The following is a 20128-nucleotide window of genomic DNA, read 5'->3' as shown; positions in this document are numbered from 1 at the left end:
TTATGTCATCTGATATTGCTCAATCATGACGTGGTGTTTACTTAATAAGCGCTATCAACACGGATAGAGCAGAAAGTAGGCGCTTAAAAGCGCAGAAAAGGAGATATTCATTACACGAGATTTTCACTCTAGTATCTAATAAAAGAAGATAGGAATAGAAGAATTAAGCCAAGGTGGATATTTATAATCCACCTCTAAGATAAACCAAAGGTTTAATCGTGCATTAATGATTGATGAGCTCCGACTCCAGCCATTACGCCAGAAGCCGATGCTAAGGTAGCATTTTGCATTGGGTTGGATACATCACCAGCAGCAAAAACGCCCTCCACAGAAGTCTGCTTAAATAGATCAGTTTTAATCACTAGACCTAGCGGACCTTCTTCAAATTCGCATCCAAGTTGTTCTGCAAACGGGCTTGCCATGTGAGTTTTTGGCCCTACAAATAGAGCCGCTAAACGAATCGTACGACCATCTGCAAGATAGACCGATGACATTTCCGGCGCTCGTCCTAGTACTTCTAATACTGGAGTGCTTTCAATGGTAACACCACGTTTTAGTAAAAAAGCGCGCTGCTCTTCATCCGGTTCGTATAGACCTTGAGTAAAGTAGGTTGTCGGCCCCCAATCCGGAATCATTCCAGCCTGATGGGTAGATAGCGGACTGGTTGCTATAACTCCAAGTGGCTGGTTACGTACTTCATAGCCATGACAATAAGGGCAGTGAATCACCGTCGCCCCCCAGCGTTCTTTTAGACCAGGAATATTGGGCAACTCATCTCTTAAACCTGTTGCTAATATGAGTTTTTTACTATGAAGGCTAGTGTCGTCTTCAAGTGTGACGCTGAACCCAGAAGCATTTTTTTCGACTGCTACTGCTCTGTCTTTGACAATGTCCACTGTTGGGTATTTAAGTAGCTGACGATAGGCTTCTTGCTGAATAGCAAAGGGTGACACACCATCCAATCCGAAAAATCCATGAGATTCATCAGAGAAGCGATTTCTTGGCTCTCCAGCGTCTATTACTGTGACTTTTCTTTGTCCTCTTGCTAGCTGCATGGCGGCAGACAGTCCGGCAAAACTTCCACCAATCACGATAACGTCAAGTTGCATTGAGTTGTTCCTTATTCCTGTTAAACATAGAGATATTAAATAACATCATAAGTTACATGAAATATTAAAGTCAACTCACGATACTTTTAATGTTTCATGAAAATCTGAGTTAGAATATACATATTGTTATTCGCCATGAGACCACTGATGAGAAAAGACAGCCGTTTGTCCCGCATGTTGCACGTACTGATTCACATGAATCAGCTGGATGCGCCTGCCACTTCCGAAAAAATTGCCAGTATGCTCAATACCAACCCTGTTGTAGTGCGTCGCACCATGGCTGGCTTGCGAGACAAAGGTTACGTCACCTCGGTTAAAGGTCATGGCGGAGGTTGGTCATTGGCCATGGCTTTGTCTGATATCACTTTGTTAGATATCCATAATGCTCTGGGTGAAAGCTCAGTGTTTACCATTGGACTCTCTGATGAACATACGTCATGCCCGATTGAAATCGCCGTTAACCAAGCTATTAGTGATGTATTGATTGAAGCCGAAGCATTACTGCTAGAACGCTTTCGAGAAGTAACATTAGATGTGTTAGCAGCTGGCTTTGCGGATTATCCGCTTAATCAACAAGCTTCTAGCGGAGAGTAACAACGTGGTTCGTTCCCAGCGTTTGCTTACTTTAATTGGTTTACTGCGTAGCCATCGATATCCGGTGTCTGGGAAAACGTTGGCTGAAAAACTCAATGTGAGCTTACGTACCTTGTATCGAGACATTGCGACGCTGCAAGAGCAGGGCGCGAATATCGAAGGCGAAACGGGTGTGGGATACGTACTCAAACCAGGTTTTCTTCTGCCGCCGTTAATGTTTACTGAGGAAGAAATAGAAGCCTTGGTGTTAGGAGCCCGTTGGGTCGCGCAACGTACCGATAGCCAATTAAGCAATGGTGCGCAAAACGCCTTGAATAAAATTGCTGCTGTACTACCTGTAGAATTAAAAGACATTCTTGATGATACGACTTTGCTGATTGGCCCGAGCAAAGAGTCGACCACAGATACGGTTGATATGGCCGAAGTTCGCCAAGCCATTCGTGACGAGAAAATCCTCTCTATTGATTATCGAGATTTGAAAGGCAAATACACTCAGCGCCGTATCTGGCCATTTGCTTTGGGCTATTTTGATGAAGTTCGTGTGTTGGTCGCTTGGTGCGAACTGCGCCAAGACATTCGTAACTTTCGTACTGACCGAATTCTATCGAGTGAGCTAATAGAAACGCGCTATGCCACTCCTCGTCATGTATTGCTAAAACAATGGCGAGCCACTCTGCATGAATCTAAGTCTTCCCAATAAAACCTCCGTTGCTTTCCATCACTACTGACAAGATCTGACACTCTGCTTGTTTATTCTCATTTCATCGGGCTCAAGCCTGATGAGAAGTACTAAACTTTTAACGTGAAATATAAATAGCGAATAGGAATGTCAGTATGGATCTTTCAAATTTCACCATCTTATATGTGGATAATGTTCAGCGTAGTGTGGATTTTTACCGTCCTCTGTTTGACCGCGAGCCTGTGGAAGCAAGCGAAGGTTTTGCTTTGTTTGTTTCGGAAACGGGGGCAAAATTTAGCTTATGGGCGCGAGAAAGCGTATTGCCAAAAGCCAACGATGCACCAGCAGGCAGTATGGAAGTGGCATTAGCTCTTGATAATCTGATTACTCTACAAATCCATTACACCAAATGGCGAGAGCTGGGCGTCGACATCATTCAAGAACCAACCGAAATGGATTTTGGCACGACGTTCACCGCGCTCGATCCAGATGGTCATCGTCTACGTGTCTATACCTATGAAAAAAGCCAGTAATCGCTGAGAAGGCGCCTTCATCGATCAAACGATGAAGGTTTTCTTTTTTAATCGAAAAGAAACTAAAATAGTATTTTTATCTACATTATTAATTAAAATGAAATGATGGGTTAACTGGAAGCATATTGATCAAGCTGGGTCGCAAGCCTAGACTGATCGCATTAAATAAAGCCAATTCAGCGTTTTGCAAGTTGGCTAACGACTCCAGTTTTAGAGGTGAATGCTTATGTTACCTACTTATTTTATTTCTCACGGCGGTGGCCCTTGGCCTTATATCGCTGACATGCGCGCCATGTTTTCCAACCTTGAAGCGTCTTTGGTTCGAATGACACAAGAATTGCCTGAAAAGCCAAAAGCGATTTTGATGATCTCTGGTCATTGGGAGCGCAAAACTTTTGGTGTTCAGTCTAGTCCAGCTCCGGGAATGGAATACGATTATTACGGTTTCCCAGCTCATACCTATGAAGTGAAATACCAGGCTCCGGGCGCGCCAGACGTCGCAGCTCGTGTCGCTGAACTCATAAAAGGTGCAGGGTTTCCAGTGGATTTGGATGATAAAAAAGGTTTCGACCACGGCGCATTTGCTCCCATGGCAGTGATGTATCCAGAGGCTGATATGCCACTGGTTCAATTGTCACTTAAATCGAACCTAAACCCTGAAGAGCACATGGCATTGGGGCGTGCATTGGCACCATTACGTGAAGAAGGCGTGCTAATTGTTGGCAGTGGTTTGAGCTTTCATAACCTAGGATTAAGAGGCCCGCAAGCCATCAAACCTTCTAATAGTTTTGATGCATGGCTGCAAGAGACGTTATTGAATAATAAACCTGAAGAACGCAGTGCCCGTTTGATTGAATGGGATAAGGCGCCATACGCTCGCCTTTGTCATCCAAGAGAAGACCACCTTATTCCCTTGATGGTTGCTCTTGGAGCTGCTGAAAATAGCAAAGCAACCTGTGTGTATCACGATGAAGGGATCTTTGGTGGCTGGACTGCTTCAAGCTTTCGCTTTGATTAAGCGTTCTTAGGTTTCTTTGTAGTATATTTTTTGGTGGCTCTGGATCGAAAGCCTGATCTAGCGCCAACCTGTTTGATACGACCTTTCATTTCCAGCATGGCGATTTTTATCTTTTTATTCGAAGCCGATAGTTTCTTTAGCTGTTCTATTTCTTTTAACGCCTCGGCGAACTGCTTTTGTACAAGCAAGATCTCAACAATTTCTTGCATGCGGCTGATGACTTCCGTGTGATCCGTTGTGAAATTAGACAAGCTGATTTCAAGTGCCTTTCGACATTGTTCTAACGCTTCATCTGGTTGATCTGTCTGTTCGTCGTTGCGTGTCATTGTTGTCATGAAAGCCTTGGGAGGAATGGAGTGAATGCCGCATTTTACTGGGAAATCATCGAGTTTGCCTGCTTATTCATTGTCTGAATAAAAAGACGAATAAGGGTATTGGCCGATTGGTTATATTTGGCGCCTGAAATCGAGTCGTAATACTTGTCGAGGCAGGCCTGAAACATTGGCTGAAAAAGTGTGAAGGCAGCGCGGATCAAACACAATGATGTCGCCTCCGACTCCGGTTAAGGTGACAGCCTTCTGTTCGATGCCATGCAGCGAACTGCCTTCTTCAATGAATCGTTGGATTCGTTGATCAGCGGAGCCTTCTTGAACCAGCTCTTGGAACCAAGGGTCTTCTTGAATAAGGGGGTCTAAGACCTGATCCATAGGCAGTAGCGTTACGTCTTTAGGGTTATCAAACAGTCCGCTATTCACCGATTCAAAGGCGTTTATTAATGCCTCGTTACCGGATGTCCCAAATATTTTGGCAAGACGCTCTGCTCGTCGATGCGACCCAGAAATGACGGTTGTTGCTCCCATGTCTGCAGTGACATCATCGAGAAATACAAAGACAAATAAACTCCAAGGCTCGGCGTCTCCTACCACACAGGGTTCATCGCTGTGCCAAGATTTATGAGGCACATTCCAAACCGACTCTGAACCTGGAAAGCTTAATAAAGAATACCAAAGATCCAACGGGCACCAAGTGTGAGTGCCGAATACCTGATCTAAAGACGATTGGATCGCACTTTCTATCTCGTCTAATTTCCCCGAGGCTTTGAGCTCTCGCATTATCGACCCCATGCCGTTTAGCCGTCTTGCACGAGTGTCTCCGACAGGGTTACTGGCATTGGAAAACCATGTGCTAGGTTCGTCAATATGAATACTAAACTTGCTGTTAATTTCCTGCCAAAGATAGGTCTGCACATTTTTAATTTGGTCAATATCGATGACACTGGAAAGTTTAAGGACACCTTTGTTTCGGAAGTCTTCACGTTTAGATAATGTCATCGAATTAGTTTACCGTTCAGCGTCTCAGTGATTTTTGTCTTAGACCCATAATACCATCGGGCTCTCTTGAAAGAAGTCCTGTAATCAGAAAAGCACTTTTTACAAAGGCATTAGACGGCTTCGCCTGTTTCAGCTTGAGAGACTATTTCCACTTCTGCCACAGAATCCTTTAACCAAACTTGCATATCTGGATGAGCCAGCATAGTTGTGTAGTAGGCGCTGGCTGCGTCTGACAGTTTGATTCCGTAGGTCGAAAAACGAAAGATAACGGGGGCGAAGAATACGTCTGCTAAGCTAAAAGTACCGAATAAGTAGTCGCCATTTTGGGTGTTTTTAGCGCGTAAATCAGACCAAATATTATCTAGGTTTGCGACTTCTTTTTTTGCGTTGTCGCTTAGCTCTACACGACGTTTAGCGCGGCAATTCATCGGCATTTCGTTACGAATACCAAATAGCCCAGAGTGCATGTCAGCCACAACAGAGCGTGCCACGGCGCGGTTTTTTTTATCTTCAGGCCAGCCTTTTCCATCTAAATAGGTTTCATTGATGTATTCGCAAATGGCAAGAGAATCCCACACGCTCAAATCGTTATCCACTAATACGGGCACTTTACCGACAGGAGAGTGTTTGGCAAGTTCGGAATGGAATTCATCACTAAACAGGCTGAGTTTTATTTCTTCAAAAGGAATGTTGAAGGCTTTTAACGCCAACCAACCCCGTAAAGACCAAGATGAGTAGTTTTTATTGCCGATAATCAGTTTCATTATGAAAGGCTCCTTATTGGTGTTTGTTTCAATGTATCTACCATTTAAGAAAAGCATTGTTGCAGCTTGTTTTTCTGATGACTAACGAATAGTTTTGATTGTTCCTATTCCAAACGTTGATAGATGGTTTATTTATGGACATAGATGCACTTCGTAGCTTTATCGCTTTCGTAGATACGGGCAGTTTTACTCGTGCGGCAAAGCAGACTTTTCGCACACAAAGTGCCATTAGCATGCAGATGAAAAAGCTAGAAGTAGAAACTGGCCACGCTTTATTCATAAAAGAAGGGCGCAACCTCGGATTAACAGAACAAGGCCAACATTTGGTGAGTTATGCAAGACGGCTAGTGTCTTTGCATGATGAAGCTTTAGGGCATTTTTCATCACACCTCCAACATCCGCCTTTAACTATTGGCTGTCCTGATGATTATGCTGAGTCTATATTGCCTTCTATCGTGGCATTGGTTCGGGAGACCTTGCCTCATCAGAGCATTCGAGTCGTTTGTGATTGCAGTACGCAACTGCGTTTGATGTTAGACCAAGGCAAAATAGATGTGGCCATTTTGACCCGAGCGCCAGATGCGGAAGAAGGCTACCTGCTTAAGCACGATTCAGGCGTTTGGGTGAAAGGCGATAATAGCCAAGCAGATGACCAAACGGGTACTCAAATAGACTCTTCCATAGGCTTTCCAATAGATATAGAGAAGCAAACTCCCTTGTCTTTGGTGTTATACGAGCCTGATTGTAAGTTTCATAGTACGGCCATTGATGGTCTAGAAAAGCAGGGGCGCGAATATCGATTGATGTGCAGCAGTTCTAGTGCAACGGCAATTAAAAGCTTGCTGCGCAAAGGGCTAGGCATCAGTGCGATGGCACGATCCAGTGTTTCTTATGGTCTTACTATTATTGAGGGCTCTAACCTTCCCTCCTTGCCATCAGTTGATATCGTACTTGCGGTAGCGCCTATTCCTCATCCTTTGTTTGCTTCTCATTTGGCAGCCGGTATTAGTCAGCACTTTTTTCAAAAAAATCATTAACTGCCAGATAGATTAATGATTGTTTCGAAAAGGAAAGGTCAGTGACCTTTGTTTAACGAAAATCTCAGTCATATATTTGTAAAGCAATACGCTGAGCTAAAGGCACTTTGTTATGCTCGCTTGATTCTGGATATTGAGGAGATAAAAATGAGAGCCGCTTTTTTTATTATGGTCATTAGTCTGGTGTCTTTAACCGGCTGCGAAATAAACCGAGTAGGTGGAAAGTTTGCTGGAATGGATATTGAAGCGAAAAATAGTGATAGTCACTCACAGTAGCAAAAGTAACAAGGAATCTGGTAGTTTTTGTCCACCTGGACAGGCTAAAAAAGGCAACTGCTAATCAGTTAAAATTGCTCTTAACTATATTTCCTCATAAATATTGTTAGATGTTCCCACTTTCGTGGTTATAAATAACAGTTTAAAAATCAATGTTTTCTGTACTTTCTGATAAAAACTTCAATTTTTTACATAACTTTTCTCATTTATGACAGAGTAAACGGGAAAAGTTGTCTATGGTTAAAAGTCACCATGCCATCTACGGAGAGAACCCGCATGAACAGAAAAGATGACCGTATACAACATTTGGTTAGTTTGCTCGAAAACTTAGAAAAAGTATCGCTTCAGGATATTGCCCAAATTCCCCCTTCACAGCAGCATATATTGGCCGAAAAAATCGAAAGCTTGCAGGATGAACTAAAGGCATTAATGGTGGACGATGAACCAATGACGCATTGATTCTATTGTTTATTTACGTCATCTCAAATATTAACAATGCAATTTGACTCTCTCTATTGCCTAAGCAAAAAAAGACCGGCCTAAGCCGAGCAAACGCTATTAGATTTTTTCATCTCAAATTTCTATTTTTTTGAGACAATTTTGGTTTGTTTTGCTATTCTCATCTCAATATTTTCTATTTTTGAGATAGTTATGATTGTTTTTCCACCTAAAAAGCTCATAGGAAACCCTACTCTTAAAGCCTTTGAGTGTGGAGGTGAGTTAGCGGCTAAATACTTTGAGTTTTATCGTCCCGTTGATACAAAAGGACGATATTTTCATTTTGATGAGCTAAAGCATCGATTGCCCAAGAAATTGGATGCATTGTTAGTTTGGTCATTTATAAAAGAAGCCAGAAATAACCAAAGACAAACGGTCTTTTTTAATGGAAGTGTTGTTTATCCTAGTCTATATCTCACTCCAACCATCCACAAAGCCATCAGCGAGACCGATAGAAATACCACCACAGCTGCGCTGGAGTGGATGTGTAATAAGATCGGTGAGCAGAAACATTTAGACTATTTGTTAAACGATTTAGTGGAAGACGAAGCCATCAGCAGCAGTCAGCTGGAAGGAGCGGCTACCACAACGAAAGTCGCAAAAGATATGCTGAAAAGGGCCAGAACCCCTAGAAGCATTGATGAAAAAATGATCCTTGGTAACTTCAATATGATGAAGTTTGCGTGGGGAAATAGACATAAAAATTTGTCCATCGAGCTCATCGAAGAGCTGCATCAAATCGGTGTTGAAGGCATTGATGATGGCAAATATAAGCCAGGTGTTATTAGAACCACAGACGATGTTGTGGTTGAAAATAACGATGGTGAGGTTGTGCATACACCGCCGAAAGCTGATGATCTTGAAACACGGCTAAATATGTTAGTAGAGTGGGTTAATGAATCCCATCATGATGCTGAAGGTTCTGATTATATACATCCTTTGGTGAAGGCTATTACGTTGCATTTTCGGATTGGCTACGAACATCCTTTTCATGATGGCAACGGACGTGTCGCTAGAGCACTATTTTATTGGTACATGTTTAAAAATGAGTTCGCGGCTTTTCGTTATATTGCGATTAGTCTTTTGTTGAAAGAGGCGCCAGTACAATACGGAAAGAGTTATCTCTACACCGAAACAGATGAGATGGATTTGACCTATTTTGTCGATTACCAATGTCGCATCATCATTAGGGCGATAAATAAGTTTAAAGAATCTTATACAGAGTCAGTGCAGGAATTAGAAGCGTTTAATAGATGGTTGTTGGACTCAGGTCTTTATCGCAAACTTACAGATAAACAGCAAACCGTTTTGCAAGTGGCGAAAAATGGCTTAGCAAAGATATTCACTATCAATAATGTGAAAGACAACCTTGGCTGTTCGTACAATACCGCGGCGACTGTGTTGAATGGTTTAGTTGAACTTAAGTTATTTGAAAAAGTGAAAGATGGGCGCGAGTGGGTCTATAAAATGATAAATCAAAAAGAGCTGGTTAGCTCTTGGCAGCCAAACAAAAAAAGACCGGCCTAAGCCGGTCAAACGTTCAGAGAGTGTAGAGTGATATTATTCCCAAGAACGAAGTAGATCGTCATAGGAAACCGTAACACCCTGTGGTTTTTCGTTCGCCAATTTTGGTTTTGGAGAACCTGGTTGAGCCAACCAGTAAGCTTCGTCACGCGGCGTATTCATTTTTGGTCCACATAGAGGTTGTACGTTAGCACGCTCTAAACGTTCCATTACTTTGTCCTGTGCTTCTGCTAGGCCGTTAAGCGCTTCTTGTGGAGTTGCTTCACCGCTTGCCGCTTGAGAAATGTACTGCCACCAAAGCTGAGCTAGCTTAGGATAATCAGGTACGTTAATCCCAGTTGGAGACCATTGTTTACGCGCTGGTCCTTTGTAGAATTCCACCAAACCACCCAGTTTAGGCGCCGCAGCTGCCATTTCTGGAGAGTTGATGTCTGATTCACGAATAGGTGTTAGACCTACTAGTGTTTTCTTCAAAGAAACGGTTTTGGCTGTGGTGAACTGAGCGTACAACCAAGCCGCTAGACGACGGTCTTCTGGTGTTGAATTCATGAAAGTCCAAGCACCAACGTCTTGGTAACCTTTCTTCATACCTTCTTCCCAGTATGGCCCAACTGGAGAAGGCGCCATGCGCCATTTTGGCGTGCCGTCTTCATTCACAACAGGAAGACCTTTGCTCGTCATGTCAGCAGTAAACGCGGTGTACCAGAAAATTTGCTGGGCCACGCCACCTTGTGCTGGCACTGGGCCAGATTCAGAGAAGGTCATGCCTTGCGCTTCTGGTGGCGCGTACTTACGCAACCATTCTACGTATTTAGTTGTTGCATAAACCGCAGCAGGGCCGTTTGTTGCACCACCACGAGAGACGCTTGAACCAACAGGTGAACACGCATCTTTGATACGAATACCCCATTCATCTACAGGCAAGCCGTTTGGAAGGCCTTTATCGCCAGCACCTGCCATAGAGAACCAAGCATCGGTGAAACGCCAGCCTAGAGATGGGTCTTTTTTACCGTAATCCATGTGACCGTATATACGTTCACCATCGATGGTTTTCACTTTATCGGTGAAGAACTCAGCGATATCTTCGTAAGCAGACCAGTTAACTGGCACGCCTAGCTCATAACCATAGATAGATTTGAATTTGGCTTTTAGATCAGGACGAGCAAACCAGTCAGCACGGAACCAATAAAGGTTAGCAAACTGCTGCGTTGGCAGCTGGTAAAGTTTGCCATCTGGGCCTGTGGTGAAATCCAAACCGATGAAATCTGCAAGGTCTAGAGTTGGTGAAGTGTAATCTTTACCGTCGCCTTGCATCATGTCAGAGATTGGTACCACTTTACCGTAGCGAAAATGGGTACCGATCAAGTCGGAATCGTTGACGTAAGCATCGTAGATGTTACGGCCAGACTGCATTTGCGTTTGCAGTTTTTCGACCACATCGCCTTCTTGGATCAAGTCATGGTTGACCTTGATGCCAGTGATTTCAGTGAAAGCTTTAGCCAACACTTGAGACTCGTATTTGTGAGTTGTTAAGGTTTCAGACGCTACATTGATCTCCATACCGCGGAATTTTTTAGCGGCTTCGGTGAACCAGTGCATTTCGTCAAGCTGTTGTTGCTTGGTTAGTGTAGAAACGGTGAATTCGGTATCTACCCATTTTTCTGCAGCGTCTGAGTATGCGTCAGCCCATAACGTGGCTGAATGCATCATGACAGCAAAGGGTAAGGCGGCGAGTGCAATTTTTTTCTTATTGTAGTGCATGTTTTACCTCAACTAAGTTTGGTTTTTCTTTTTGGATTTTTAGGTTTGGCTTCCATGCCTGTCGTACTAGATAGTCCATCAGTTCGTACTGAGAGAAACGCTGACTAGCCCCAACGCATCAGGATGATCATCCAAAATGCGCATAGGACGGTTGCCACCGCGATGTTCACATCCGTTAACGCAACGAATGCAAGGTGGATAAAAGCACTGCTAAGCAGGCCAATGAATAAGCGATCACCACGCGTGGTTGCCAGTGGCAAAAAGCCACGGCGTTCTACGCAAGGCGAGACCAGTTGCCATGTGGTCATGCCGACCAAGATCACAGCAATGCCGATAAAAAACAGGGCGGTAGGTAATGTCCAAGACATCCAAACCATAATAATTCTCCTTACACTCGACCAAGGGCAAAGCCCTTCGCCACATGGTTACGAACGAAGTAAATGACCAACATACCCGGCAGGATAGTGAGCACTCCTGCGGCTGCGAGTAGTCCCCAGTCCATCCCCGACGCCGAGACGGTTCGAGTCATAATGGCCGCGATAGGTTTTGCATCAACAGACGTTAACGTCCGTGCTAATAGCAACTCTACCCAAGAGAACATGAAGCAAAAGAAGGCTGTCACACCGATACCAGAGCGGATCAAGGGAATGAAGATACGCACGAAGAATTTCGGGAACGAATAGCCATCTATATAAGCCGTTTCGTCAATTTCACGAGGTACACCACTCATAAAACCTTCCAGTATCCACACGGCTAAAGGCACTGTGAAAATACAATGGGCTAGCGCTACGGCAATATGGGTGTCGAACAAGCCAACAGAAGAATACAGCTGAAAGAACGGCAGTAAGAATACGGCCGGTGGCGCCATACGGTTAGAGAGCAACCAGAAGAACATGTGCTTATCACCAATGAACTTATAGCGGCTAAACGCATAAGCAGCAGGCAAAGCAACCACTAAGCTGATGACCATGTTCATGGACACGTAAAATATCGAGTTTACGTAACCCATGTACCACGTTGGGTCGCCAAATATCTTGGCGTAGTTTGCTAAAGTGAAATCTTCAGGGAAGAAAGACAATCCGCTCAGAATTTCGGTATTGGTTTTAAATGACATGTTGATTAGCCAATAGATTGGCAGTAGTAACAGCACCAGATACAGCACCAAACCGAAGCGTCCACGTAGGTGGGCATTACGCGTCTTACGCTCAGCTTTGCTGTAAACTGGGGCTTGTTCTTTTTTACCTGTATTGCGTGTGCGTGTCATAGATGTATTTGATTGCGTCATGATCCGCTCCTACTTGTCTTTTTGCATGTTCATGATGGTGGTGTAGAACACCCAACACACGAGCAAGATGATTAAGAAGTACACCAGCGAGAACGCCGCAGCAGGACCAAGGTCAAACTGACCGATGGCTTGCTGTACTAAGGCTTGGCTCAAGAAAGTTGTGGAACTACCTGGGCCGCCACCGGTGAGTACAAAAGGTTCGGTGTAAATCATGAAAGAATCCATAAAGCGCAATAACACACCAATAATCAGTACGTTAGTGAGCTTAGGCAGCTGGATATAACGGAATACCGCCCAACGTGACGCTTGGTCGATACGTGCTGCTTGATAATAGACTTCAGGAATCGCCCGTAGACCGGAGTAGCACAACAAGGCAACCAAGGGAGTCCAATGCCAAACATCCATCAAGACAACCGTTAACCAAGCGTCGGTAGGATCAGAGGCATAGTTATAATCAACACCGATACTACTCATAAAAGCACCGAATAAACCGATGTCGGCGCGGCCAAAGATTTGCCAAATGGTGCCCACCACGTTCCATGGAATCAGCAAAGGAATAGCAACCAGAATCAAGGCCAAAGACGCGCCTCGGCCTTTAGTCGGCATCATCAAGGCAACACAAATCCCCAGTGGCACTTCAATGATGATAATCGTGAAAGAGTAGATAAACTGACGCAGCAAGGCTTCTTGCAAGCGGCTGTCTAGCATCACTTGCTTGAACCATTCTGTACCGACAAAGTAGCGAGTATAAGGATCAAAAATATCCTGTACCGAATAGTTCACTACCGTCATCAAAGGAATGATGGCAGAGAAGGCAACGATGAGGAAAACAGGCATAACAAGGAACCATGCCTTGTTGTTTTCGACTTTAGTTTGCATGGTCGGTCTCCTTATTCTTATCCACTGTGTTAGCTTGATCGTCTACGTCAACGAGATAGTCGTCCACATAGACCTTGGTCCATTGTTCCGGAAAGCTCACATAGATTTGCCCAGATGGGACTTTTTGATCTTCACTTAGACGGGCTTTCATTATTTGTCCATGGAATAAGAAAGACAGAATCTTGTAAGTACCAAGGTCTTCTACGTAATCCACTTCGACAGAAAAAGCGTCGTTGTTTTTGCCATCCCAAACATGAACAAACTCTGGGCGAATGCCTAAAGTAACCTTGCTCGCTCCCATGGCTTTTAAGCGCGCTAACATGGCATCGCTGGTGGCGATTTCATGTTCACCAAACATCAGCGCTTCTTTTTGATCGTCTTTGGCCTTCAGTTCCGCTTCAAAGAAATTCATGCCCGGACTACCGATAAAGTAGCCAACAAAAGTGTGAGCTGGTTTTTCGAATAATTCTCGAGGTGTACCGAACTGGACGATTTTTCCGTTGTACATCACAGCGATTTTATCGGCGAAAGTAGACGCTTCTAATTGGTCGTGGGTGACATATACCATGGTGATATTGAACTGTTCATGGATTTGCTTGAGCTTACGGCGCAGCTTCCACTTCAACTGAGGATCGATAACAGTGAGCGGTTCATCAAACAAAATTGCCGACACATCGTCGCGAACCAATCCGCGGCCCATGGAGACTTTTTGTTTTTGATCCGCCGACAAACCCTTGGCTTTGCGTTTTAGCTGGTCAGACAGTTCAAGAATCTCGGCGACTTCGTATACTTTCGATTTCACCTTGTATTCAGGCACGCCGATGTTTCGTAACGGAAAGGCCAAGTTATCAAACACCGTCATAGTGTCGTACACCACAGGGAACTGAAAAACCTGAGCGATATTGCGTTCTTCTGGCTTTAATTCGTTCACGCGTTTGCCGTCGAACAAGACTTCCCCATGGGAAGGCTCCAGCAAACCAGAAATAATATTAAGCAGTGTGGATTTACCGCAGCCAGATGGACCAAGCAGGGCAAAGGCGCCGCCTTGTTCCCAAACATGAGACATCTCGCGAATAGCGTAGTCTTCTGGCTTGGTTGGGTTGTCTGTATAGGTATGGGCTAAGGCATTTAAGGTAATAGAAGCCATGATTATTGATCCCTCATTCGTGCTGGGGAATGCACCATTTTGCCTTGAGCGTCAAAGGCGTAAAGTTTGTGCGTTGGGAAGTAGACCTTAATTTCTTGGTCCACTTGGTAGGCATGAACTCCAGATAAATGCAGTACCAAATCAAAATGCGGATTGTGAACATGCAAGAAGGTTTCTGATCCGCTGATTTCCGCTAAATCCACTCTTACTGGCAGTTCTAAATCATCGTCAGAATGCGGCACTAAGCCGATGTGAGAGGCACGCACACCGAACTGATATTCACCGGGAGTAAGGCGACGCAAATCGCTGTTTAAACGAAAATGTACGGTGTCATCAAAAGTGACTTCTTCTTCGCTGACGCGACCGGGAACCACGTTGATTGGCGGTTCTGAGAACATCTCTGCGGTAATAATGTCTTTTGGCTGGTGGTAAACCTCAGCGGTTGGTCCCATTTGCAGCAAACGACCTTCGTTCAATACCGCCGTGTTACCGCCCAAAGCCAAGGCTTCGTTGGGTTCTGTGGTGGCGTATATAGCGATGCAGTTACGTGCTTTGAACAAGGCACGCAATTCTTGGCGGAGTTCTTCACGTAATTTGTAATCTAGGTTAACCAATGGTTCATCGAACAGGATGATTTGTGAATCTTTAACCAAGGCTCTTGCCATCGCAGTACGTTGTTGCTGACCACCAGAAAGTTGTAGCGGAAGACGATCAAGATAAGGATCGATACGCAACATTTCAGCGGTTTCTCGTACACGACGGTCGACTTCTTTTTCATCCATCTTTGCTAAGCGAAGCGGCGATGCGATGTTTTCGTAAACCGTGAGGTTGGGGTAATTGATGAACTGTTGGTACACCATGGAAATGTTGCGTTCGCGAACGGGCACACCCGTTACGTCCACCCCATTCATGAGGATTTTCCCTTTGGTTGGTCGATCAAGACCGGCCATGAGGCGCATTAGCGTGGTTTTACCAGACAGCGTGCGTCCAAGTAAAACGTTGAAAGAGCCGGGTTCGAGAGACAAGTTTACATCGTCGATCCACATCTCACCTTCAACAACGCGCGATACATTCTGCAGCGTCAGAGACATTGTAAGTACCTTTTTTGTTGTTATTATTTTCTTGTGTGAACGCTTTGTTGTCTTCTGCAAGGCTCAAAAGTGAACACACGATGATATTGATTGTATATTGAAATACATTACAAAAGCCGTGCCAAAAATATTTTTATGCTTTTGATAATGTTTAAGCTTATGAAAAATATAAAATTTATTGGGTTTTATTGTTGACTTAGGCTATTTTCACTTTCGAAAAAGGACTGTTCACGAGTGTTCAAAGTGTTTACAGTCTTCTAATTACAGTGAACATTTCATGCACACTTTTGGGTGTTTCACCTGAGGTGTTGGAGTTGGAAATGCAAGACGAAGAAGAACAAAAACAACAAAACACCGCTGGCACCTCAGCAGAAATAGGTCCAGCTTCGGAAGCGAATCAGGCACAGACTCACAAAGAGCGAATTCAAGCTTCTTGGTATCGTTGCGAGCAATTTGGCTTGGATCACAGTAGTCGACCAGATTTTGCAACCTTGCCAAAAGGCACCTTGAGTGACTTGATAGATCAGCATCGTAGCTTGCTGGAAACTACAGAAAACGAAGTGTTGCCCTATTACGAAAACATCCTCAGCAATTCGGCATGTATGATCGTGCTGGCGGATCGACAAGGTCATGTACTAAATACATGGGGACAGCCGCGTTTTGGTAGTGCTTCACAGCACGGTTTGGTGGGGGGGAACCAATGGACAGAAATGGGTGTTGGCACCAATGCCATTGGTACTGCGCTGATTACTGGTGAAGCCATTCAAGTCGGGCGGGATGAGCATTTCTTACGCGCCAATCGCTTCATGGTGGGTTCCGCTTCGCCTATCTACAACACCAAAAACGATTTGGTTGGTGTCTTAGACATTTCTTCAGACGCGTATCTTCCGCAGGATCATACCTTTGGCATGGTCAAACTCATGTCCTTGAGTGTGGAAAATCGCCTGATATTTGCCGCCTTTCAGCAAGAGCATTTCATTCTCAGTTTTAATACCAACGTGGTCAGTTTAGACAGTCATTGGTCAGGTATCTTGGTGCTAGATGAAAACGGCACAATTGTGTCGGCGAATCGTCGTGCGGAAGTGGTATTGGCGCAGGACTTGGCCTTGCTCAACATCAACCAAATATTTGATATTGAAATGCGTGAAATTAAACATCATCCCTATAGTTTGCCGATGAAATTGATCGCCATGGGACGTTATCAGTTTTATGTCAAAGTGATTCCTCCCGTACAGCAGATTATGCGCATACCGGACTTTCGTCAGCGTGCTGATTACGTTGCTCCTCCACAGCCAGAAGCCATTGTTATGAATGAGAAAAATCCGCCAGTTGGAAAGGTGAAAAAGCAAGAAATACCGTTATCGACAGCGATTCCAGACAACGTCATTCCAATGTCTGAATTGCAACATGGCGACGACCGAGTAGAGCGTTTAGTGCGCCAAGCTCATAAGATCATGGAAAAAGACATTCCTATCTTGATTCATGGCGAAACGGGCGCAGGTAAAGAGATCTTTGTGCGCAGTTTGCATTATCACAGTTCCCGCGCCAAAGAGATGCTAGTCGCGGTAAATTGCGCAGCTATTCCCGCTGAATTGGTTGAGTCTGAACTTTTTGGTTATGAAAAAGGCGCATTTACCGGCGCACAAAATCGAGGCTCCATTGGCTTGATTCGTCGTGCTCATCACGGCACTTTGTTTCTGGATGAAATAGGTGAAATGCCGATGGCAGTTCAGTCGCGTTTGCTGCGTGTATTACAGGAAAGGGTCGTTACGCCTCTGGGTTCAACAGAAGCTTTTCCGGTCGATATTAAACTGATTTCTGCCACCAATCGAATCTTAAAAGAGGAAGTGAAAGAAGGGCGTTTTCGTCAAGATTTGTACTATCGTATTTCTGGTCTGAACATAGAATTGCCAGCTCTGCGAGAGCGAACCGACAAAGCGGAATTGATTAAATATCTCCATGAACGTTTACGAAAAGAAGAGCCTGGTCCTGCCTTGTCGCAACCTATGCTGGATTTACTAGTGACTCATCCTTGGCCGGGAAATATGCGCCAACTGGTTCATGTACTTAAAGTTGGTATGGCCATGGCGGATGAAGAAGTATTGGAAGAATGGCATTTACCTGATGATTTCTTTGATGATCTCGATGCGATGATGCCAACGGACGATTCCGTGCAACTAAGCTCAACTGGCGAGCAAGATGAACCACTGGAAAAGCTGATTCCTCGATTATTAAACGAGTTCAAAGGCAATGTATCGCAAACTGCGAAAACGGCTGGCGTTAGCCGAAATACGGTTTATAAATATGCAAAGTTAAAAAACGAAAATGATTCCATGTAGCAAACTGTAATTATTTTTTCGAGGGTTATTTTTTTTAAGATATTTTTAATGCCTTATTTTTCAGAGCTTTAAATTAAAATTTATTTTTCCAGATATAGCTCATTTCTAAAGATTACAAATCTCATGTGTTTTTTTTCTAGTAACTTGTTATAACGGAAAGCATATAAACAAGGGATACTGGAAGTTTCATGTCTGCAAAATCAAGGATGCTATTAACAGTTCTTATTAATTTCTCTTTGGTCGTGATTTTGGCTGGTTCTCTATACTTCATCGAAGGCGAATGGCAGCATCAACGAGAACGAGAAGCAAAGGATGAAGTCAAGCAGTTGTATTTTTCTAAAATGGAGAATTATCTTAAAGAAGTAACGGCTTTTATTTCTTTTATTTCAGTTGGTTATACGAATGATTGTCCGCGTAGTTTTGTTTTGCAGATGCGTAAAGAACTTTTCAACATCCCAGGCGCAATTGAGTTTGGTGTTATACAGAAAGAGGATGATCATGGTGTTGTTGTCTGTAATTCTTGGGGCGAAAACGAAAGAGTTTTAGTAAGAAAGCCATCCCCACATGATGGTTTTTTAATGACTGGGCCTCATACGATCAATTCGTTAGAAATGCCGATTTTTGTTATTAAAAAAACAATAGAGAGCTTTGAGTACAATATCCTTATTAAAAAAAGCAGCGTAGATGATTTTTTAAATAATAGTTTAGACGTTGTCATGTCACTGAATAATAAACAACAAGGAAGTACCTATCGTGACTCTAATGTGGTCGATAATCTCTCCTATGTTGTACCTTTATCTAATTCCGCCAAACGCTATAACCTATATTTTATTCCCACAACATTGTTGTTATTTTTAGTATGTTTTTTCCTTGTGACACCAACCTTAGTAAGAGCAATTGAAAAACGCTTTCTTCGGTGGAAAATTAGAGGGCATGTCTATTACAACGAATACCAACCCATTATTGATACTAATGATCAAAGTCTATTCTCTATTGAAGTGTTTTTGAGAAGTAATGATGGTGTGAATGTCAAAGACAGTATTGATAAAATTAAAAGCCTAGATTTGTGTATTGAGTACACTTTATTTCAGGTAAAACTTATTAAGTCGAGCTTCAGCAAAGAATTTATTTCGAACAATAGCTTTCAAGTGAACATCTCATGTTTACATTTAGAAAGTGAGTTTTTTGTGAAAAACATGCTTACGTTAGGCGATGATATTTGCTCTAGCTTAATACTTGAAGTCACCGAAAATGAAAATTTGATGATACAAAAGACAGTCATTAAGACGCATATGGAGAGGCTGAAACAAAAAGGTTATCGCTTTGCCATTGATGACTTTGGAATTGAGTATTCCAGTTTGTCCTACATATCTGAATTTGATTTTGACATTGTTAAAACGGATAAGATTTTCATCAACGAGACAGATAAAAATATCGCCATTTTGAAATCCATAATCACGCTAACCAATGAGCTTGGCATTGCCTGTATCGCTGAAGGTATTGAAACAGAAAAAGATTGCCAAAAAATCACCCAGTTAGGCATCAGCCTTCATCAAGGTTGGTTTCATAGCCGACCGATGAAGGCAGAAGATATTATTGCTTATTATTAGCTTTTTCCGGTTTATTTATCACTGCGATGAGTCGCTTTTTATTGGTTTATTTTGCCACCTTAGCGACCGCTTCAATTTCAATTAACGTTTCTGAAGAGGCTAAAGAGGCGACCCCAATTCCCGTTAGTGCTGGGCGTGAAGTGCCTAAGGTGCTGGCGATAATAGGGACGATGTCTTCCATATGGTCAGCAACTTCACCGCGAACATAGACACGTAACTGCAAGATATTCTCGACTGAAGAGTTTGCTGCTTCTAAAACCGTGATTAAGTGTTTTGCCGCATTGGCAGTTTGCGTTTTCATATCATGATTATTGGTTTGAAAATCGGTGTCCCAATCAACTTGTCCTGAAATAAAGTAAGCGTCCGGCAAACCACACATTTTAATTATCTTCAAACACCTTAAAGTCTGTTGTCTTTTAAATCAGAGCAACAGACTCATGTTTACCGCGTCTTCCCAGCTTAACGTTACTCTCATTTGTGGACCAACCGATATGCGTAAGGCCATTGATGGGCTTTGCAATATTGTCGCCTACGATCTTGAAAAAGAACCTTGTAGTGAGCACATTTTTGTCTTTTGTGGGCGAGCACGTGACAAGATTAAAATATTGCAATGGTCTAATAATGGTTTTTGGTTGCATTACAAACGATTGGAA

22 protein-coding genes are annotated in these 20128 nt (G+C 43.4%); 11 read left to right on the top strand and 11 right to left on the bottom strand.

Annotation, left to right across the window (positions count from 1 at the left end; all coding sequences use genetic code 11):
* Window positions 1-212 precede the first annotated feature (212 nt).
* On the bottom strand, window positions 213-1109 hold the full coding sequence (locus BUA59_RS03985) for an NAD(P)/FAD-dependent oxidoreductase (RefSeq protein WP_072838447.1): 897 nt from the start codon (window positions 1107-1109) through the stop codon (window positions 213-215).
* Window positions 1110-1256: 147 nt separating this feature from the next.
* Here BUA59_RS03985 and BUA59_RS03980 point away from each other — a divergent pair, with 147 nt between their 5' ends.
* The 4 genes from BUA59_RS03980 (at window position 1257) to BUA59_RS03965 (ending at window position 3933) form a co-directional block, all read left to right on the top strand.
* Window positions 1257-1703 carry an Rrf2 family transcriptional regulator gene (locus BUA59_RS03980; RefSeq protein WP_072838446.1) on the top strand — a complete coding sequence of 149 codons (447 nt, stop codon included), beginning with the start codon at window positions 1257-1259 and terminating at the stop codon, window positions 1701-1703.
* A gap of 4 nt (window positions 1704-1707) precedes the next feature.
* On the top strand, window positions 1708-2403 hold the full coding sequence (locus BUA59_RS03975) for a helix-turn-helix transcriptional regulator (RefSeq protein ID WP_072838445.1): 696 nt from the start codon (window positions 1708-1710) through the stop codon (window positions 2401-2403).
* A 134-nt stretch (window positions 2404-2537) separates the two neighbouring features.
* Window positions 2538-2915 carry a VOC family protein gene (locus BUA59_RS03970; RefSeq protein ID WP_072838444.1) on the top strand — a complete coding sequence of 126 codons (378 nt, stop codon included), beginning with the start codon at window positions 2538-2540 and terminating at the stop codon, window positions 2913-2915.
* Between the two features lie 226 nt (window positions 2916-3141).
* The gene (locus tag BUA59_RS03965) at window positions 3142-3933 is read left to right on the top strand and encodes a DODA-type extradiol aromatic ring-opening family dioxygenase (protein WP_175550746.1); all 792 of its coding nucleotides are present in this window, start codon (window positions 3142-3144) and stop codon (window positions 3931-3933) included.
* Here BUA59_RS03965 and BUA59_RS03960 read toward each other — a convergent pair.
* The 3 genes from BUA59_RS03960 to BUA59_RS03950 all read right to left on the bottom strand — a co-directional run bounded on the left by BUA59_RS03960 (window position 3930) and on the right by BUA59_RS03950 (window position 6028).
* On the bottom strand, window positions 3930-4259 hold the full coding sequence (locus BUA59_RS03960; RefSeq protein WP_072838442.1) for a hypothetical protein: 330 nt from the start codon (window positions 4257-4259) through the stop codon (window positions 3930-3932). The genes BUA59_RS03965 and BUA59_RS03960 overlap by 4 nt on opposite strands.
* A gap of 120 nt (window positions 4260-4379) precedes the next feature.
* Window positions 4380-5264, bottom strand: a complete 885-nt coding sequence (locus BUA59_RS03955; RefSeq protein ID WP_072838441.1) for a phytanoyl-CoA dioxygenase family protein — start codon at window positions 5262-5264, stop codon at window positions 4380-4382.
* Window positions 5265-5374: 110 nt separating this feature from the next.
* Window positions 5375-6028 carry a glutathione S-transferase family protein gene (locus BUA59_RS03950; RefSeq protein WP_072838440.1) on the bottom strand — a complete coding sequence of 218 codons (654 nt, stop codon included), beginning with the start codon at window positions 6026-6028 and terminating at the stop codon, window positions 5375-5377.
* 134 nt (window positions 6029-6162) lie between these two features.
* On the opposite strand from BUA59_RS03950, the gene BUA59_RS03945 reads away from it, so the two are divergent.
* The 4 genes from BUA59_RS03945 to BUA59_RS03930 all read left to right on the top strand — a co-directional run bounded on the left by BUA59_RS03945 (window position 6163) and on the right by BUA59_RS03930 (window position 9366).
* A complete protein-coding gene (locus BUA59_RS03945; protein WP_072838439.1) occupies window positions 6163-7065 on the top strand; it encodes a LysR family transcriptional regulator in 903 nt (300 codons plus the stop codon).
* A gap of 147 nt (window positions 7066-7212) precedes the next feature.
* On the top strand, window positions 7213-7341 hold the full coding sequence (locus BUA59_RS24260) for a hypothetical protein (protein ID WP_281251008.1): 129 nt from the start codon (window positions 7213-7215) through the stop codon (window positions 7339-7341).
* Window positions 7342-7617: 276 nt separating this feature from the next.
* A complete protein-coding gene (locus BUA59_RS03935) occupies window positions 7618-7800 on the top strand; it encodes a hypothetical protein (RefSeq protein WP_072838437.1) in 183 nt (60 codons plus the stop codon).
* A 192-nt stretch (window positions 7801-7992) separates the two neighbouring features.
* Entirely contained in the window at window positions 7993-9366 is a 1374-nt protein-coding gene (locus BUA59_RS03930) for a Fic family protein (protein ID WP_072838436.1), read from the top strand.
* 33 nt (window positions 9367-9399) lie between these two features.
* On the opposite strand, the gene BUA59_RS03925 is transcribed toward BUA59_RS03930, so the two are convergent.
* From BUA59_RS03925 to BUA59_RS03900, 6 genes are all read right to left on the bottom strand, one after another.
* Entirely contained in the window at window positions 9400-11124 is a 1725-nt protein-coding gene (locus tag BUA59_RS03925; RefSeq protein ID WP_072838435.1) for an ABC transporter substrate-binding protein, read from the bottom strand.
* A gap of 104 nt (window positions 11125-11228) precedes the next feature.
* The gene (locus BUA59_RS03920; RefSeq protein WP_072838434.1) at window positions 11229-11501 is read right to left on the bottom strand and encodes a DUF2160 domain-containing protein; all 273 of its coding nucleotides are present in this window, start codon (window positions 11499-11501) and stop codon (window positions 11229-11231) included.
* A gap of 11 nt (window positions 11502-11512) precedes the next feature.
* Entirely contained in the window at window positions 11513-12409 is an 897-nt protein-coding gene (locus BUA59_RS03915; protein ID WP_232617066.1) for a carbohydrate ABC transporter permease, read from the bottom strand.
* A 9-nt stretch (window positions 12410-12418) separates the two neighbouring features.
* Entirely contained in the window at window positions 12419-13288 is an 870-nt protein-coding gene (locus BUA59_RS03910; protein ID WP_072838433.1) for a carbohydrate ABC transporter permease, read from the bottom strand.
* Window positions 13278-14435, bottom strand: a complete 1158-nt coding sequence (locus tag BUA59_RS03905; protein ID WP_072838432.1) for an ABC transporter ATP-binding protein — start codon at window positions 14433-14435, stop codon at window positions 13278-13280. Before BUA59_RS03905 ends, BUA59_RS03910 begins: the two co-directional genes overlap by 11 nt.
* A gap of 2 nt (window positions 14436-14437) precedes the next feature.
* Window positions 14438-15526 carry an ABC transporter ATP-binding protein gene (locus tag BUA59_RS03900; RefSeq protein ID WP_072838431.1) on the bottom strand — a complete coding sequence of 363 codons (1089 nt, stop codon included), beginning with the start codon at window positions 15524-15526 and terminating at the stop codon, window positions 14438-14440.
* Window positions 15527-15846: 320 nt separating this feature from the next.
* Here BUA59_RS03900 and BUA59_RS03895 point away from each other — a divergent pair, with 320 nt between their 5' ends.
* Entirely contained in the window at window positions 15847-17865 is a 2019-nt protein-coding gene (locus BUA59_RS03895; RefSeq protein ID WP_084122137.1) for a sigma-54-dependent Fis family transcriptional regulator, read from the top strand.
* A gap of 188 nt (window positions 17866-18053) precedes the next feature.
* Window positions 18054-19475 (top strand): EAL domain-containing protein, encoded by a 1422-nt coding sequence (locus tag BUA59_RS03890; RefSeq protein ID WP_072838430.1) that lies wholly within the window; start codon window positions 18054-18056, stop codon window positions 19473-19475.
* A gap of 46 nt (window positions 19476-19521) precedes the next feature.
* Here BUA59_RS03890 and BUA59_RS03885 read toward each other — a convergent pair whose 3' ends face one another.
* Window positions 19522-19854 (bottom strand): RidA family protein, encoded by a 333-nt coding sequence (locus BUA59_RS03885; RefSeq protein WP_139248834.1) that lies wholly within the window; start codon window positions 19852-19854, stop codon window positions 19522-19524.
* Between the two features lie 58 nt (window positions 19855-19912).
* Here BUA59_RS03885 and tnpB point away from each other — a divergent pair.
* A partial coding sequence (gene tnpB / locus BUA59_RS03880) for an IS66 family insertion sequence element accessory protein TnpB (RefSeq protein ID WP_139248833.1) occupies window positions 19913-20128 on the top strand: 216 nt, incomplete at its 3' end.

Origin of the sequence: Marinomonas polaris DSM 16579, from assembly GCF_900129155.1 — a bacterium.
Taxonomy (GTDB): domain Bacteria; phylum Pseudomonadota; class Gammaproteobacteria; order Pseudomonadales; family Marinomonadaceae; genus Marinomonas; species Marinomonas polaris.
Note: the sequence above shows the minus strand (reverse complement) of the source record. Positions and strands in the feature narration are given on the sequence as shown.

Coding starts and splice junctions, on each gene's coding strand:
- BUA59_RS03985 (WP_072838447.1), bottom strand. CDS start 1,109: ATGCAACTTGACGTTATCGTGATTGGTGGAAGTTTTGCCGGACTGTCT.
- BUA59_RS03980 (WP_072838446.1), top strand. CDS start 1,257: ATGAGAAAAGACAGCCGTTTGTCCCGCATGTTGCACGTACTGATTCAC.
- BUA59_RS03970 (WP_072838444.1), top strand. CDS start 2,538: ATGGATCTTTCAAATTTCACCATCTTATATGTGGATAATGTTCAGCGT.
- BUA59_RS03965 (WP_175550746.1), top strand. CDS start 3,142: ATGTTACCTACTTATTTTATTTCTCACGGCGGTGGCCCTTGGCCTTAT.
- BUA59_RS03960 (WP_072838442.1), bottom strand. CDS start 4,259: ATGACACGCAACGACGAACAGACAGATCAACCAGATGAAGCGTTAGAA.
- BUA59_RS03955 (WP_072838441.1), bottom strand. CDS start 5,264: ATGACATTATCTAAACGTGAAGACTTCCGAAACAAAGGTGTCCTTAAA.
- BUA59_RS03950 (WP_072838440.1), bottom strand. CDS start 6,028: ATGAAACTGATTATCGGCAATAAAAACTACTCATCTTGGTCTTTACGG.
- BUA59_RS03945 (WP_072838439.1), top strand. CDS start 6,163: ATGGACATAGATGCACTTCGTAGCTTTATCGCTTTCGTAGATACGGGC.
- BUA59_RS24260 (WP_281251008.1), top strand. CDS start 7,213: ATGAGAGCCGCTTTTTTTATTATGGTCATTAGTCTGGTGTCTTTAACC.
- BUA59_RS03935 (WP_072838437.1), top strand. CDS start 7,618: ATGAACAGAAAAGATGACCGTATACAACATTTGGTTAGTTTGCTCGAA.
- BUA59_RS03930 (WP_072838436.1), top strand. CDS start 7,993: ATGATTGTTTTTCCACCTAAAAAGCTCATAGGAAACCCTACTCTTAAA.
- BUA59_RS03925 (WP_072838435.1), bottom strand. CDS start 11,124: ATGCACTACAATAAGAAAAAAATTGCACTCGCCGCCTTACCCTTTGCT.
- BUA59_RS03920 (WP_072838434.1), bottom strand. CDS start 11,501: ATGGTTTGGATGTCTTGGACATTACCTACCGCCCTGTTTTTTATCGGC.
- BUA59_RS03915 (WP_232617066.1), bottom strand. CDS start 12,409: ATGACGCAATCAAATACATCTATGACACGCACACGCAATACAGGTAAA.
- BUA59_RS03910 (WP_072838433.1), bottom strand. CDS start 13,288: ATGCAAACTAAAGTCGAAAACAACAAGGCATGGTTCCTTGTTATGCCT.
- BUA59_RS03905 (WP_072838432.1), bottom strand. CDS start 14,435: ATGGCTTCTATTACCTTAAATGCCTTAGCCCATACCTATACAGACAAC.
- BUA59_RS03900 (WP_072838431.1), bottom strand. CDS start 15,526: ATGTCTCTGACGCTGCAGAATGTATCGCGCGTTGTTGAAGGTGAGATG.
- BUA59_RS03895 (WP_084122137.1), top strand. CDS start 15,847: ATGCAAGACGAAGAAGAACAAAAACAACAAAACACCGCTGGCACCTCA.
- BUA59_RS03890 (WP_072838430.1), top strand. CDS start 18,054: ATGTCTGCAAAATCAAGGATGCTATTAACAGTTCTTATTAATTTCTCT.
- BUA59_RS03885 (WP_139248834.1), bottom strand. CDS start 19,854: ATGTGTGGTTTGCCGGACGCTTACTTTATTTCAGGACAAGTTGATTGG.